13 protein-coding genes are annotated in these 14,913 nt (G+C 64.3%); 3 read left to right on the top strand and 10 right to left on the bottom strand.

The features are described from left to right. Together VN856_RS09550 and VN856_RS09545 are read right to left on the bottom strand one after the other, a co-directional pair. Window positions 1-2,419 (bottom strand): AAA family ATPase (locus VN856_RS09550; protein WP_325688330.1); only part of this gene is annotated, 2,419 nt, incomplete at its 3' end. Beyond that, window positions 2,416-3,582, bottom strand: coding sequence for an exonuclease SbcCD subunit D (locus VN856_RS09545; RefSeq protein ID WP_325688328.1), 1,167 nt, complete (start codon window positions 3,580-3,582; stop codon window positions 2,416-2,418). The genes VN856_RS09550 and VN856_RS09545, both read right to left, overlap by 4 nt. A 186-nt stretch (window positions 3,583-3,768) precedes the next feature. Here VN856_RS09545 and VN856_RS09540 point away from each other — a divergent pair, with 186 nt between their 5' ends. Then, window positions 3,769-4,275: a histidine phosphatase family protein gene (locus tag VN856_RS09540; RefSeq protein WP_325688326.1), complete on the top strand. Its 507-nt coding sequence runs from the start codon at window positions 3,769-3,771 to the stop codon at window positions 4,273-4,275. Window positions 4,276-4,291: 16 nt separating this feature from the next. On the opposite strand, the gene VN856_RS09535 is transcribed toward VN856_RS09540, so the two are convergent. The 7 genes from VN856_RS09535 to VN856_RS09505 all read right to left on the bottom strand — a co-directional run bounded on the left by VN856_RS09535 (window position 4,292) and on the right by VN856_RS09505 (window position 10,247). Beyond that, a complete protein-coding gene (locus tag VN856_RS09535) occupies window positions 4,292-4,741 on the bottom strand; it encodes a hypothetical protein (RefSeq protein ID WP_325688324.1) in 450 nt (149 codons plus the stop codon). A gap of 273 nt (window positions 4,742-5,014) precedes the next feature. Continuing rightward, window positions 5,015-6,142 (bottom strand): SCO family protein, encoded by a 1,128-nt coding sequence (locus VN856_RS09530; protein ID WP_325688322.1) that lies wholly within the window; start codon window positions 6,140-6,142, stop codon window positions 5,015-5,017. 6 nt (window positions 6,143-6,148) lie between these two features. Beyond that, complete coding sequence (locus tag VN856_RS09525) at window positions 6,149-7,078, bottom strand: hypothetical protein (RefSeq protein ID WP_325688320.1); 930 nt, start codon at window positions 7,076-7,078, stop codon at window positions 6,149-6,151. An 18-nt stretch (window positions 7,079-7,096) separates the two neighbouring features. Then, complete coding sequence (locus VN856_RS09520; RefSeq protein ID WP_325688319.1) at window positions 7,097-8,269, bottom strand: tyrosinase family protein; 1,173 nt, start codon at window positions 8,267-8,269, stop codon at window positions 7,097-7,099. A gap of 396 nt (window positions 8,270-8,665) precedes the next feature. After that, on the bottom strand, window positions 8,666-8,860 hold the full coding sequence (locus tag VN856_RS09515) for a hypothetical protein (RefSeq protein ID WP_325688317.1): 195 nt from the start codon (window positions 8,858-8,860) through the stop codon (window positions 8,666-8,668). A gap of 284 nt (window positions 8,861-9,144) precedes the next feature. After that, window positions 9,145-9,702, bottom strand: a complete 558-nt coding sequence (locus VN856_RS09510) for a DUF3558 domain-containing protein (RefSeq protein WP_325688315.1) — start codon at window positions 9,700-9,702, stop codon at window positions 9,145-9,147. Further along, window positions 9,699-10,247, bottom strand: a complete 549-nt coding sequence (locus VN856_RS09505; protein WP_325688313.1) for a DUF3558 domain-containing protein — start codon at window positions 10,245-10,247, stop codon at window positions 9,699-9,701. The genes VN856_RS09510 and VN856_RS09505 overlap by 4 nt, the downstream gene beginning before the upstream one ends. Window positions 10,248-10,384: 137 nt before the next feature. Here VN856_RS09505 and VN856_RS09500 point away from each other — a divergent pair, with 137 nt between their 5' ends. Together VN856_RS09500 and VN856_RS09495 are read left to right on the top strand one after the other, a co-directional pair. After that, window positions 10,385-12,130: an ABC transporter ATP-binding protein gene (locus VN856_RS09500; protein WP_325688311.1), complete on the top strand. Its 1,746-nt coding sequence runs from the start codon at window positions 10,385-10,387 to the stop codon at window positions 12,128-12,130. Beyond that, window positions 12,127-14,025, top strand: coding sequence for an ABC transporter ATP-binding protein (locus tag VN856_RS09495; RefSeq protein ID WP_325688309.1), 1,899 nt, complete (start codon window positions 12,127-12,129; stop codon window positions 14,023-14,025). The genes VN856_RS09500 and VN856_RS09495 overlap by 4 nt, the downstream gene beginning before the upstream one ends. A gap of 165 nt (window positions 14,026-14,190) precedes the next feature. Here VN856_RS09495 and VN856_RS09490 read toward each other — a convergent pair whose 3' ends face one another. Continuing rightward, window positions 14,191-14,754 (bottom strand): hypothetical protein, encoded by a 564-nt coding sequence (locus VN856_RS09490; RefSeq protein WP_325688307.1) that lies wholly within the window; start codon window positions 14,752-14,754, stop codon window positions 14,191-14,193. Window positions 14,755-14,913: the final 159 nt, after the last annotated feature.

Raw genomic sequence — 14,913 nt, 5'->3', positions numbered from 1 at the left:
CGGCCAGCCGCGCCAGGATGCCGAGTTGCTCCTTGGCGCCACCCGACAGTGAGTCGTACGGGACGGTGCAGCCCTCCAGGGTGCGGTTGAGGATGCACAGGTCGCTGTCGACGTCGACTTCGAAACTGGGCCCGAAAACCGGACGGCCCAATCGCTGCAGCTCGGCGCGGAACGGCTCGACATAGCGCAGCCGGGTGGTGTCGCGGTGCCGCACCATCACGTCGCGCAGCAACTGCACAGCGCGGGCCCGGCGACCAACCCGGTCGTGCTCGTCGCGGGCGTGTTCGCACTGAATCTCGGCGGCGTCCAGCTTGCCTTTGCGGCCTTCGGTGCCGAATACCGTTAACTGCGAGGCGATCTCGTGCAGGGTGTGAGCGATCTCTTCGTGGCGTTGGCGCAATGTCGCGGCCGCCTCAACGGCCTCGGCTAGCTCCGCAGCCGCGGTCTCGGGCGCCTTGGCGGCCAACTGTTCGGCGAGCTCGGCGACCCGGCCGGCAGCGGTCTGCGCCGCCGCCAAGTCGCTCTGCACGGTCGCGGCCAGTATGTCGTCGGCGACGGTGGCCCGCTGTTGGGTTAGCCGGTCAACGACCACCGCGAGCTCGGCGCGTTGAGTCACCAGCTTGTCCTGCAGACGTGTTGCCTGCGTTGATACCTCGGTCAGCTTGCTCATTGCCAGCGCCGCTACCCGGCGGTGCGTCTCGCAATCGACGCCGGCCTGGGCGCGGACGGCGACCGCCTCGAGAAGCTCGGCGCGCGCGGCGGCGGCATCGATCGTGACGTCGTCGGCAAGCACGGGCAGAGAACGCAATTCCGCGAACCGAGAGCGCAGTTGCTCGACATCCTCGTCGCCGCTCAACCCGGCCAGCGTCGCGGTGAGCTGGTCGCGGGCGCTCTGCAGTTCGCGGCGCCGCTGATCGGTAGTGCGCGCAGCGGCCAGGTCGGCGACCTGTGCTGCGGCCAGTCCAGCGGCCAGATTCTGTTGCGCCGCATTATATTGCGCTTGAATGTCGAGCGCAGACATACCCGGTGTGACTCGTGCGTTCACGATGCCGGGAATCTCGACTTCGGTCGTGGCGTTCGCGACGGAAGACCAGGTTTCACCGGCTACCAGCGAGACCCGTTCGTCGCCGATGACGAGTTCGATGTCGGTGGCAGCGACGAATTCGACCGTCGCCGACACCAGCGCGAGTTGACCCTCGGTGCGCTCGACGACCGCGGCGGCATTTTCAATCTGCCGGAGCAGGTCGTCGGTGATAGCGATTGTCGACAGCTCTTGCGCGATCACGTCGCGGTCGCGCAGCGCCGCATCGATTTTCGCGAGCCTGGCCGCAAGCCGTTGCGTCTCGTCGCGGCGGCCCAATTCGTCGACCACACGCCGAGCCGTCTCGACTCGCTCTACGGCGGCTTCCAGAGCCTGATTGGCCTGCTCCACCACGGCATCGGCCTCGATGGTGACGTCGCGGGCCATCGCGTGCGCCTCCGCGGCCTCACAGGATTCGGCTTCCAGGGCCGCGACTGCGGCTGTGCGCGAATCGGTTTCGGTGCGCAGCCGCTCACGCTCGGCGATCACGGCGGTCGACGCCCCGCTAGTGGCTGTCGCGGCGGCGGCGATCAGCTCGGCTTCCCGGACCTGCTCGGCCAACTCAGCTATCGCGTCCGCGGCGGCCTGGGCGGCGGTCTGCCGCGCACTGGCCTCCTGCTGTTGCTGTACCAGTTCGGCCAGCTCTACGGTCAGCGTGGCGTGCCGTTGCACACGTTCGTCGACCTCGGCGACAGCCGCCGCGCACTGTGCGACTTCGGCATTGGCTGCCTCGAGCGCCTTGATGGCTGTCGTCCACTCTCCGGTAGGACGGCCGGTCGGGGTGAAGTAGCGGGCGTACTCGGTGTCGATCCGGTCGATGAGCAACGGCTCGGTTCCCGACAGCGCAGCCGCATCACCGGCCGCGACGTCGAGTGCCCGGGTCAGCGCGTCGCAGCCGGACAGATTCACCGCGTCCGTCGACGCGGACTGCAATACCCGTTGGGCACGCCACAATTCGGTGTCCACGGTCTCGGCCAACATGGTCTGCACGCGGTCGTGCGCCTCGTCACCGCTGTGCTGTTCGCGACGCGGCTCCAGCACCGTCAGCTGGGTCTCACACCTCTTGTGGAAGCGCTTGTGATAAACGAAACGGTAAGGGCCGGTGCTGATCTCGGCGGTGACTTCCGATCCGACGTCGGCGTGAGTCGGCTTGACCTGCTTGACTTCTTTCTTCGTCGAGCGATCCCTGGATTCCAGCAGCAGATCCAGCGCCTCGACCATCGACGACTTGCCGATCTCGTTGGCCCCCGAGATCACGATCACTCCGTGATCGGGAAAGTCGATTTCGCGGTGCTCGATGCCGCGGTAATTCTTGAGGACTAGCCGATGCAACTTCATGCCGCACCTCGACCCTGGTTGCCTTGGTCGGTCAACCGCAACAACAACGCCAACGCCGCCTGCGCATCGCCGGCAGTTTCACCGTCTCCCACCCGTGCGGCCTCAACCAGCTCCTCGACCGCGGCGGCGGCGAACCCTCCGATGCCAAGGTCGCTGAATTCACCGTCGGTCGGAATCACCGCCAGATCGCTGTGGCTGTCCCACACCCGCAGCGAGGCGAACAGCCGCGAATACTTGTCCAGGCAGGCGTCCAAGCCGGCGCGGTCGGTGACGGTCAACGAACCAATCAAGGCAAGCCGCAACACCGTTCGGTCCTTGTCCGGCATCAGATCCAGATTCAGATCCAGGTCGGCGATGTCGCGGCTGTTATCCACCTGTCGGCTCAGGGTGCTGAACCGCCAGCGGCCGATCTTCACAGGCTCGACGCTCACCGGGTGTCGCGGGTCCGTCTCGTCGACGTCGACGATCAGCACATGGCCGGGATTGGCCTCGACGTCGTCGTAGTTGGTCACCTCCGGCGAGCCGGAGTACCACACTCGGCCGGTGCTGCCCACTTCGGTCAACGAATGCTTGTCGCCGAGCGCCACGTAATGGACTGCCCCGCGGGATAACGCATCTTCCACGCCGACCAACCGGATCAGTGACGGCTTGGTGGGGTCGGGGTCGAGCACGTCGACACCACCATGCGCGACCAGCACCCGGGTGACTCCGTCAGCTGGCAGGCCGTCGAGTACGTCGGCAACGAGGTCGGTCGTCGGCCGTTTCGACCGCCACGGCGCCGCGACGATCTGCAGGCCGGGCCGGACCTCGTGAACGCCTGGCTTGTCGAGCACCTGCACGTTGGCCGGGCATTCGGCGGTGAACAGCGCGCTGGTGTACACCGACGACGCATCGAGCGGATCGTGGTTGCCGGGTAGCAGGTAGACGGGAATCCCGATGGCGCGCATGGCTTCCAGCGACTGGCTGATGACCTTCGGCGCCAGCTGGTTGTCTTCGAAGACGTCGCCGGCCACTACAACGAACTCAGCCCCGGACGCCAAGGCCAGCGGACCGAGACCGGCGACTGCGTCGCGGCGGGCGGCCGAATACTGCGGTTGGGCTTCACCCGCGAGGAAGTGACGGGTCATGCCGAGTTGCCAGTCGGCAGTGTGCACGAATCGCATTGCGGTCCCGTCCCTTCTACGTCGTGACCGGTCGGTGGGTGACCGGGCATCGCGAGTTTAGGACCGGGCGCCGACAAGTCCGGGGACCTCGATCGGCAGGTCCGGGAATCATCCGAAGGCGTCAGACGCACACGTCACACCAGACACATAAGCACCGTCAAGCGTGGCTACCGTAACCTCAACCGGGTGACCGACAACGACCGCACACTGGTGCTCCTACGCCATGCAAAGTCTGCCTACCCCGATGGCGTGGCCGATCACAAACGACCGCTGGCGCCGCGCGGTCAGCGCGAAGCCGGCCTGGCCGGTGACTGGCTGCGGGCAACCCTGCCGGCGATCGACGCGGTGCTGTGTTCCACGGCGACCCGAACCCGCGAAACCTTGGCGCGCACCGGCATTGACGCACCGGTCCGGTATGTCGAGCGACTCTACGATGCCACAGCGGGCACGGTGATCGACGAGATCAACGCGGTCAGCGACGACGTCTCGGTCTTGCTGGTGGTCGGCCACGAGCCGACGATGACCGAGGTGGCGCTGGGCTTGGCCAACCCCGACACCACCAACGCCGATGCCGCCGAACGCATCTCGACGAAATTTCCCACCTCGGCGATCGCGGTGCTGCGGCCGAACGGCAGCTGGACGGACCTCGAACTCGGGTCCGCCCAGCTAGCCGACTTCCACGTGCCGCGTTAGCCGCGGCGACGACGGATTACTTGCAGATCTCGACGATCTTCTTGATCTTGTCGTCGAGGTTCTGCCGCAGTTCGTCCTGTGCGAAATCCTGCGCTCCGGCCAGATAGCCGATGCTGAGTTCCTCGAGCTGGGTGCCCAGCGCGTTCGCATTGTCCGCCAGGTCCTTCGGCGTCGCAGGTTCCGCGGCCACCCGGTCGCGAAGGAAGGCCCCGCCGTCATAGAACGCGAACCGCTGGGCGGTCGCGACCGACAGTGCACCGATCGGCCCGCCGTTGTCCGGGTTCTTCAGGTGCGAATTCCTTACCACAGCGCGATCGACGATTTTGAAGGTTTCACAAATGTGCTTTTTGGAGTCGCTGCGCTGCTGGTCGGTGTATTTACCGGCAGCGGCCGCGCTCTCGTTCGGGAAGAAATACCCATAAGCAGCACCCGCGAGGGCGAGGATCGCCAGCACGAGCGCTGCCAAGGTGCCCCACTTCGCGAACTTGGACGGGGCCGCAGCGTGCGAGGTAGAAGTCGTGGTTACTGGCGCGGCGGCATGCGCGCCGGTGGATTCGGTGACGTCCTCGGCTGCGGACGATGGCTCATGTGAAGGAGTCTCAGACATTCGTCGATCGTATAGGGCCTAACTATTGGCCCGTAACCGATTCAGGTGTCAATAAGGCATCTCGGCCTTTCGGCTTTGGCTGTGAAGTACCTGTGATTTGCGACGGTGTAGCCATCGTTATGTTTGCCGTGTTCAGCGGCAGTTGGGCAATTTGACAGCCTTAGCCACATCATCCACCTGCCACCGGACTCTCGACCAAGAACGCGACACCGTTAAGTCGGCGTCAACGAGGAAGAGTTCGATGCCGTGGCGATTGACCATTGAGCCGTTATAGCCAACGTGTAAGGCGAAGAATGACTGGACGTCGGCATGGCCGACGACCGTTCGGAACATGCGGACCGCGTCGCTGAACGCCAGATCGCGGTCGGCGCCGTACCGGAGAAGCCGCCCGGGTAGGTCATAGCTGGGGTCGTATGTAATCGCAGCGATTTGCGTCGTTGGCGAGGTTGTTACGAGTTCTCGGCCGAGTTGGGCGAGTTTGGTGATTGTTGCCGAGCACTTGTTGGGATTTTGGCATCGTGTGTAAAAGAATGCGAGGACCGTCACGGATCGCGACAAATACTCGCGGAGTGGCAATCTCGCGCCCGACTGATCCTCGACGATGACCGATTCAAGCGCGTTCGCAGTGCCAACGCGAGGTGCGGGGTCAATGTTTTGATTCTGAATCGGCAGCAACGCCGGCACCAGGTCCAGAGTCGCCGGTCGCCGAGTTCGGAGCGCGGCAACGGTATCGGCAAAGGCGCGCCGCACCTGTGGATTCCAGGTATCGGCCCATTGACCATCGATTTCCTCTAGTGCTTCTGCGGTGCGCACATCGGCGGCCGGCTGCCACCGCAGCGCGGCGAGTATCTCCAAGCTGGCACTGGTGGTTGGGTGTGTGGGCCGCGCGATGTCACGCGTCGCTAGATCCACCGGTTCATCTCGTCCGCGAAGGTTTCTCAGCGCGGTGATGAGCGCCGTGACGACTTCGCCATTCGGGGCAACCATGCCTCGGCTGGCCAGGGCCGCAGCGGCAAGCGCGCGAGGCTCGAAGTCATTCTCGAGGACCTCGACAACGATCGGGAGTGCTTCGGGCGGCAGACCGAATTCGGCGAACTTCGCCATCAGCCACGCGCGAATCCACCCACTCGCGACCGTGCCGCGGCCCTGATACAGCGGCGCATTCTCATCGAGCAGTGCAATCAACTCATGATGACGACCAGGCTCGCGCCGCACACGCTCGACCAGCGCATCGACGTCGGTGTCATTCGGTGCATGCATCGACGTTTACTTGCTGCGGCCGCCATGACGCTGCAGATATGAGCCGGCGGCGGCCCTGAGTTCCTCAGTAGCATCGGATTTAACGATTCGCTGCGCCTGCTGAACAAGCGGCTGCGAAGCTTTCGTCGCGCTGTTCGTAAGGGCGGTAAGCATTGTCGCGCGCACGGCGTCGTCATCGTCGTCATCGGCGATCACCTGCCGGGCCACAGTCGTGAAACGTTTGGGGGCAAGCGATTTCAATGCAGCTGCGCTGGTCGCACGGGCGTCGGGGTCATCGTCACGGTCGGCCGCGATCGAGGCGAACGTGCTCGCGGCACCACTGTCGGCAGCCAGCGCTTGCAGGGCGAGATTCCGGAGATTGGGTTCGTCTTTTGACGCGGCAATCTCGCGGAAAATCTCATTGTGCCCCCCGTGGGTGTCGTAGCTGAGCATCCGGACAGCCTGTACCGGGGAAACCGCCGCTGCCGCTGGATCTTCCAGCCCGCGGATGAGCAAGTTTTGCGCATACGGATCGTTGCGCAAGGCCAGAACATCCATCGCTTGTTCACGCAGTCTCTCGTCCTTCGCGCTGAGAGCTGCCCGCAAAGCCTCGATGTATTGCTCCGAGTACCGGCTAAACGCTGCCCCTTGGAAGGTGGCGGCTTGCAGCACCTCCAGGCAATGAAGGCGAAGCGAGTCGTTGTCACCTTTATCGCCAAGCACGCGGAGCAGGACACTCATCGCGCTCGGCTTCGTCAGAGGGTTTGAATCGCCAAGCCTGCGCAGGGCAGCTTGCCGATGGCTGAGTTTGGCCGATTTGTCGCGCAGCGTCGCGACCTGTTCTCTGACGCCGCCGGGTTGCTGCTCGGCACGGGGCGCTGCGCGGGCTCCCGCTGCCTTTTTGGCCCTCTTGGCATCGTCTGCCTCGACTTCTGCCCGATATGTTCTGGGGTCCATGGCCTTCCTCAATGCTTCTCAGGTGAAGGGGTCGAACGGCACATCGTCGTAGTCGAAACCCAGACTCGTGGCGGGGTCGAATCGTCCCTGGTAATCAATTGTGGACCCGACTGTCGGTTGCGGGCCAGGTGCGCTGACCAGACCCGACGGCGTGAACGGGGCCCGCGGCACTGTAGGGGGCCGCGGATCGTTCGTATCCCTGTTCCACGGCCACAACGTGTCAGGGATATTGCGGCCGATCTGCGCGTCACCAGAGTTTTGGTTGGGAAATGATGCGACCTTCGTCGGATCGAACCGACGGTTGCGCCACTGCCACCGCGCCCATAGCCGATCAACATTAGTGTGAAGTAGGAAAAACAACGGATCGCGCGGCGCGGTCGGTGGAGAGTTGATCGGGCCTAGAAACGCCACGTGAGCTGCCCCATGCGGGTTGCTTTCCAGGTCGAACCGCCACGCCTTGTATCCGCGCAAATCCTGCTCGATTGTTTGCTCCGGCAACAATGGCCTATCCGTCGTGCCGCCGGGTTCGGCGGACGCATCAAATTTTGGGACCCGTGTGATGAAGGGCTGGTCTCGTAACGCAAAGGACTTCAACGGATTGTTCGATGCGAGCTGAAGGACAGGGTTTTGTCGGTCACTCTTGCCGAGAAAATCTGGACTGAAGACGGTCGGCGCGGGTTTGTTAAACCGCCAGTACGGCAGCGTCACCGACGGGTCGATCTGCTGGAGCAGGCGCTCCAGATCGAGGAGATATGCGCGGTGCCAGGGCAGGAACCCGTCGTGTCCGTGCGATTCTCCCAGGGTGCCGTCCATATGCGCGTCGCAGAAGGACTGGTATGGGCCTGTCCCGTCGCTGTTGAGTTCGTCGAGCGCGTGAAGAAACCGGCTTCGCTCATCTGGTGAAAGTGCTTCGGCGTCTTTGCGTATCCGCACCATGCACTCGATCGTGAGCAGCGGCTTGTCGGCGTCAGCGGCAAAGACCGCAACCGTAGCGTCCTTGTCGGCCAAACTTAGATCTCGACCCGACAGCCAGAATCCGACCGGCTTCCCATTTTTCGGCAGTGTGAGATTGAGCGTTTCCGCCGGCGGTGCGGCGCGTTCGGTTAGGAACCAGCACCGTCCACCGGTACCCGATGGCGATTCAACGCGCACCGCAAGATCATCCGCAGCGCCGGCGTCAACGATCCGCAAGGTCGCCGGTGAGGGCGTCCATCCGAGATACCGAGCCGAGGGATCTGTTGATCCGTTAACTGCGAGCTCAATCGATGCCATCGGCCACCTCGTAGCCCAGACGTGCCTTCAATTGCAATCTCAGCAGGAGTATTCCAGCTCAGTACTACGAGCGAGGGGTTCTACGCAGTAAAAGGCAGGGCGATCTTCGAAGCGTCGGTCGCTAGCGGACGGTCAAACGGGACCCTCGCTACCGCGACCTTGCCCGCAAACAAACGGATGCCGCCGCCAGTAATCCGGTCGCCGCCCAACACATGCGCCGATGGGAAAGATGGACCGAGATCGTATCGGCGGCAGGTCAATTCCAGAACAAGATCGCTTTTCTTCGCGACCCGATAATCGTGAAGCGGGAGTGCCCTACTCGGCGGCCCTGCGCCAGGCTTCGTGCACAAACCCCCGCGCCGTCTCCTCCGAACAGTCGAAGCCGGCGTCATCGAATTGCTTTTGAACCGAGCGGATCGCGTCGTCTTCACCGACGGTGGTGGGGACCTTCACGCCCGCGACGAAATGCTCTTCGAGGTACTGGTCGATGAGGTGGTCCAGGCTGGACATATCCTGTCGCCCCTTGATTCGTTCGTTCGGGTGTTAAAACGAGCCTGGCGCCCTTCTCGTACAGCTGGCAGGCCACTTTGGCGCCAATTCCATTGGGAACGCAGGTAATTAATACGATCTGTTCTCCGACTGCGTTCATAGCCGCACCAGCGTACCTAATCGTACGCATGTTCAATAACGGTTTAGGCAGTAGCCGTGTAACGCCTGGGTAAATGCCGTTCTATCAGAACTCTGGAATCCAACTATTCCACGCCGCAGTGGGTTTCGCGGTCGCCAGGAGCAGCTTAAGAATTGGTCGAGAGCGTGAGCTCCATGAGTTTGATGGCCTGCGCGCAGGCATCGATACCGGGCACCTGCGGGTTGACCCACCACCCAACCACTCCCGCGGCGTCGCTGGCGACACCGCACGAGCCGTTGGGGTCATTCGGCTTCATCACGATCGATGGCACGCCGGCGATCGCCCGGTTCTCGATCTGATATTTGAGGAACTCGGCGACCTTGCGCTCGTTGTCCAGGCTGCCCTGCTCGAACCAGAACCGGGTGATGTCGATCAGACCGCCGGGGTTTGCCGCCTGCCAGCGGCAGATAGCGCCGACGAACGTGCTCTGAATGTCTTGCGGGTCGGCGCCCACCGTCTTGGCGAGCACGTCGGTGGTCAGTACCTCGCACTCCTTTTGCAGGTTCGGGTACTGCTGCTCGGAGGTGTTGTTGCGGGGCACGTCACCAGCGCCCGCTTTCACCGCGGTACCACCGACCGACCGGGTGCATCCGGTCGATACGGACAGCGCGGTGGCCAACACGGCCACGCTCACCAGGACCCGACGACGCACGGTGGCGCTCATTTGCCGTTCGCAATCGTTTGACGCGCCAGCTCTTTGGCGATGTTGCAGGCGTCGGGGTATGGCTTCTGGCTGAAGTTCACCGACCATTCGAAGAAGTCGTCGTTGAACTGGATCCCGACCTCGCACAGCGAATCACCCAGTTGCGGATCGTTGCCGACCGCTATGAAGCCGCCGTGACCGCTGATGTTGATGTCTTCGACGCTGGACCGCGACAGCTCCTCGGTCTTGCGTTCGCGGCCGATCGGGCTGCCGCGATACCAGGAGAACGAGAAGTGCGGCCCGAGGATCCCGCCGCCGGCCAGCCACTGGCAACCCACCGAATTCTTCGCGGTGTTGACCAGCCCGTTGATCTGCGTCAGCTTGTTCACCGTCTCGTCGCTGACACCGCCGCACTGCGGAAAGGACGGACCATGACTCCCGTTCCCGGACGACTGCGCGGTCGAACCTTGCGACGAGGAATTGTTGGAGCCGGAATCAGAGCACGCGGCCGCTATTGGAACCAGAGCCGCCGCCGTCAGGGCCAGCGCTGCTACGTTATGCCGCACCGCTACCCGCACCTTCTGGTGATCACAGGTTGCACTGTAGCGGCACCGCCTTTGGGCAACCATTGCACACGCGGTGAGCTGTGGTTTCTGATCGGATCGTTCCGACCCGGCCGTCGGCGATATGCAACAGTTATCTGATGCTCCTGGCCTTGCTGCGCCGGTTCGCCCGGCCGTATCGACGGCTGGTCGCGGCGGTGATGACGCTGCAGTTGGTCAGCACCCTGGCGTCGCTGTACCTGCCGACGGTGAACGCCACGATCATCGACGACGGCATCGCCAAGGGCGATACCGGCACCATCGTCCGGCTCGGGGGGCTGATGTTCGCCGTCACCGCGCTGCAGGTGCTGTGCGCCGTCGGCGCGCTCTACTACGGCTCCCGGACCGGCCTGGGATTGGGCCGCGATCTTCGTGCGGCGATGTTCCATCAGGTCACTACCTTCTCTGAGCACGAGACGTCCCGGTTCGGCGCACCGACGCTGCTCACCCGCACCACCAACGATGTCCGCCAGATCCAGTTCCTGGCGCAGATGGGCACCACCGTGCTGGTCGCCGCGCCGATCATGTGTGTCGGGGGAATCGTGATGGCCATCCATCAGGACGCGGGCCTATCGTGGCTGCTGCTGGTCAGCGTCCCGGTAATGCTCGTGGCCAACTACTGGATCATCTCCAACACGCTGCCGCTGTTTCGCAGCATGCAAAGGCTGATCGACAACATCAACCGGGTGATGCGCGAGCAGCTGTCCGGCGTGCGGGTGGTGCGGGCGTTCGCGCGCGAACCGTTCGAGCGTCAGCGGTTCGACGAGGCCAACGTTGCGCTGTCCAACACCGCGCAAAGCGCAGGCAACTGGCAGGCGTTGATGCTGCCGGTCACCACCCTGACCATCAACTGCTCCAGCGTGGCGCTGATCTGGTTCGGCGGCTTGCGCATCGACAGCGGTCACATGCAAGTCGGATCGCTGATCGCGTTCCTGGTGTACTTCGCCCAGATCCTGATGGCCGTCTTGATGGCGACGATGACGGTGATGGTGTTGCCGCGAGCCGCGGTGTGTGCCGAACGAATCACCGAGGTGCTGTCGACCGACCCAGCCGTCCGCAACCCGGTCAGCCCGGTGCCGCCAGTCCCGGCTGACCGGGGCGTGGTACAGCTCGACGGCGCGTCATTCCGCTACCCCGGCGCGGATCGGGCTGTGCTGCAAGATGTCTCGCTGACCGCACGGCCCGGAACCACGACCGCCGTCATCGGTAGCACCGGGTCGGGTAAATCAACACTGGTGGCGCTGATCTGCCGGCTGTACGACGTGACCGCCGGCGCCGTCCGCGTCGAAGGTGTCGACGTGCGCGACCGCGACATCGACGAGCTCTGGTCCACCATCGGGCTGGTGCCACAGCGCGGTTACCTGTTCTCCGGGACGATCGCCGAAAACCTGCGGTACGGCAAGGCTCACGCAACCGAGGACGAGATGTGGAACGCGCTGCACATCGCGGCCGCTGACGAATTCGTGCGCGCCCACGCCGACGGTCTGCAGATGCCCGTCGCGCAGGGCGGGATCAATTTCTCCGGCGGGCAGCGACAGCGGTTGGCGATCGCGCGAGCGGTGATCCGCCGCCCGACGATCTACATCTTCGACGACGCGTTCTCCGCACTCGACGTGCACACCGATGCCCTGGTCCGCTCCAGGCTGGCCGAGGTCGCCGCGGACGCGACTGTGATCGTTGTTGCGCAACGCATCTCGACCATCATGGACGCCGACCAGATAATCGTCATCGAAGACGGACGGGTGCTGGGTGCGGGTACCCACGAATCGCTGCTCGCGCAGTCACCTACCTACCGGGAATTCGCCGAATCGCAGTCGCTGGACGCCGAAGTAAGCGGTCCACGATGACTACCACGACGCGGCCGGCACCCGCTCCCCCGACGATGAAGCCGCGGGACTTCAACGGCTCGTTGGTTCGCCTGGTGAAACTACTTGCGCCGCAACGACGGACGGCCATTGCCGTCGCCGTTCTGAGCATCCTGGGTACGGTCGTCGGGGTCGTGGTCCCACGCATCCTGGGCCACGCCACCGACCTGTTGTTCAATGGCGTCATCGGCCGGCGATTGCCCGTGGGGATCACCAAGGATCAAGCCGTCGCCGCGGCGCGGGCTCACGGCGACAATGCCTTCGCCGACCTGCTCTCTGGGATGCATGTGATACCCGGCCACGGCGTCGACTTCGGTGCGGTCGCCCGCACGCTTCTGCTGGCCCTTGGCATGTATCTGGTTGCCGCGCTGATGATTTACGCGCAGGCCCGCCTGCTCAACGTGACGGTGCGACGGTCCCTGCAGGCGCTGCGCACGCAGGTCGAAGACAAGATGCACCGGCTGCCGCTGGCCTACTTCGACACCAGACGACGGGGTGAGGTGCTCAGCCGGGTCACCAACGACATCGACAACCTCCAAACGTCGCTGTCGATGACCATCACCCAACTGCTCAGCGCGGTGCTGACCGTGGCGACGGTGCTGCTGATGATGATCAGTATCTCGCCGCTGCTGACCGGGATCACCCTGCTGACGGTGCCGTTGTCGGTGCTGGTGACGCGGGCGATCGCCCGGCGCTCCCAACGCTTGTTCGTGGCGCAGTGGACCAACACCGGTCGGCTCAACGCCCACATCGAGGAGAGCTACAGCGGTTTCACTCTGGTCAGGACATTTGGCCAGCGGGCCCGTACCGAAGACGAGTTCCGGCGGCTCAACGACGATATGTACCAGGCCAGCTTCGGCGCCCAGCTCATCTCCGGGCTGTTGGGGCCGGCGACGGCATTCATCGGCAACCTCGGCTACGTCGCTGTCGCGGTGGTCGGCGGCGTGCAGGTGGCCACCGGACAAATCACCGTGGGCAACATCCAGGCGTTCATCCAATACGTGCGCCAGTTCTACGCGCCGCTCAATCAGGTGGCCTCGATGTACAACACGCTGCAGTCCGGGGTGGCCAGCGCGGAGCGGGTGTTCGAGCTGCTCGACGAGCGTGAGGAATCAGCGGACCGCTCCGAGTCGCTGCCTCCGCTCAATGGTGAAAGACCAACGGGACGGGTGGAATTCGACCGGGTCAGCTTCGGCTACCACCCCGGCCCGCCGGTGATCGACGACCTGTCCTTCACCGCCCGGCCGGGTAGCACCGTCGCCATCGTCGGGCCGACCGGGGTGGGCAAGACGACGCTGGTGAATCTGCTGATGCGCTTCTACGAGGTCGACGCCGGCCGGATCCTGATCGACGGCGTGGACATCGCGGACGTCAGCCGGCATTCGCTGCGATCCCGGATCGGGATGGTGCTGCAGGACACCTGGTTGTTCAGCGGGACGATCGCCCAGAACATCGCCTACGGACGGCCGGACGCCACCGAGGACGAGGTGATCTCAGCGGCGAAGGCAGCATATGTGGACCGGTTCGTGCATACGCTGCCCGACGGATATCAAACTCAAGTCCGCGATGGCGGCAGCAACATCAGCGCGGGCGAGAAGCAGCTCATCACGATCGCACGGGCATTCCTGGGCCGCCCTCAACTGCTGATCCTCGATGAGGCGACCAGCTCGGTGGATACCCGTACCGAGCTGCTGATCGCCAAAGCCACTCACGAGCTTCGCCGCGATCGGACGAGTTTCATTATCGCTCATCGTCTTTCGACGATCCGCGATGCCGACCTCATCCTGGTGATGGAGGCGGGCAAGATCGTCGAGCAAGGCAACCACGGCGAGTTGCTGGCCCGCCGAGGTGCCTACTACCGGATGACGCAGTCGTAGCGGGCCACTTCGGCGACACCAGCACCGTCTCCGGACCATGTCCCGTTCTTGGAAAACGACGCGCATGCGATATCACCGTCGGTGGTGATATCACCCGTGGCTACAAAACGAAAAAAGGGGGCCACCTAGGAGAGCGACGGGTGGGGCTGTTGAGGTTCGACAGCTTTAGAGCTCAGGCCCCTCCGCGCGCAGGTCGTCGACCGCCGACATCGCGTCGCGCAGCTTGGCCAGCCACTCGTCGGTGTGCTCGCCGACCAGTCGCACGCACCAGGCCAGGGCCTCGGACCGGGACCGGGCCACGCCGGCGTCGACCAGCGTGTCGAGCACGCGGCGCTCGTTCTGCCGCAGCCGGGTCATGACCGGCACGGACAGGTGGGTGAACAGCACTCGGGTGTCGCCGATCGAGGCGCCCCAGGCGACCTTGCGCCCGTAGCGGTGCTCGGCCTGACGGGCGATCTCGATCCGCTCGTCCCTGGTCTCCTCGCGCCACCGGCTGATCCGGCCCGCCGCCGCGGCCGCTGCTGCCGCCTCGTCGGCGAACTCCTCCGCCGGCGCGGGCAACTCGCCGACCACGATGATCTCCTCGCGGTCGACCGAGATCATCGGCGCGCCGGTGAACCACGCGTCGGGCAGCCTGCCGGCGAACCACGCGGTCACGTCGTCGGCCGACGGCGGCTCAGCCTGGGCGCCACGCCCACGACCGCCACCAGGACCCCAACCGTGCCGCATCCGACCGCCTCCGTATCTGCCGTACATGACGCACCTCCTGATTACATGATTACGTCATTACTGACGTTACTCGGACAGGAGGGCACCCGGCAGGCTGTTCGCTGCCGGGGAAACGGGACCGTCAGAGCGCGGCGGTCAGCTCCGCGACGGTGGTCACCG

It is taken from the genome of Mycobacterium sp., assembly GCF_035603715.1.
GTDB lineage: Bacteria > Actinomycetota > Actinomycetes > Mycobacteriales > Mycobacteriaceae > Mycobacterium.
The sequence above is the reverse complement of the archived record's forward strand: the minus strand, read 5'-3'. Positions and strand labels throughout refer to the sequence as shown.

Coding starts and splice junctions, on each gene's coding strand:
- VN856_RS09515 (WP_325688317.1), bottom strand. CDS start 8,860: ATGTCCAGCCTGGACCACCTCATCGACCAGTACCTCGAAGAGCATTTC.
- VN856_RS09510 (WP_325688315.1), bottom strand. CDS start 9,702: ATGAGCGCCACCGTGCGTCGTCGGGTCCTGGTGAGCGTGGCCGTGTTG.
- VN856_RS09495 (WP_325688309.1), top strand. CDS start 12,127: ATGACTACCACGACGCGGCCGGCACCCGCTCCCCCGACGATGAAGCCG.
- VN856_RS09500 (WP_325688311.1), top strand. CDS start 10,385: ATGCTCCTGGCCTTGCTGCGCCGGTTCGCCCGGCCGTATCGACGGCTG.
- VN856_RS09545 (WP_325688328.1), bottom strand. CDS start 3,582: ATGCGATTCGTGCACACTGCCGACTGGCAACTCGGCATGACCCGTCAC.
- VN856_RS09530 (WP_325688322.1), bottom strand. CDS start 6,142: ATGCATGCACCGAATGACACCGACGTCGATGCGCTGGTCGAGCGTGTG.
- VN856_RS09525 (WP_325688320.1), bottom strand. CDS start 7,078: ATGGACCCCAGAACATATCGGGCAGAAGTCGAGGCAGACGATGCCAAG.
- VN856_RS09490 (WP_325688307.1), bottom strand. CDS start 14,754: ATGCGGCACGGTTGGGGTCCTGGTGGCGGTCGTGGGCGTGGCGCCCAG.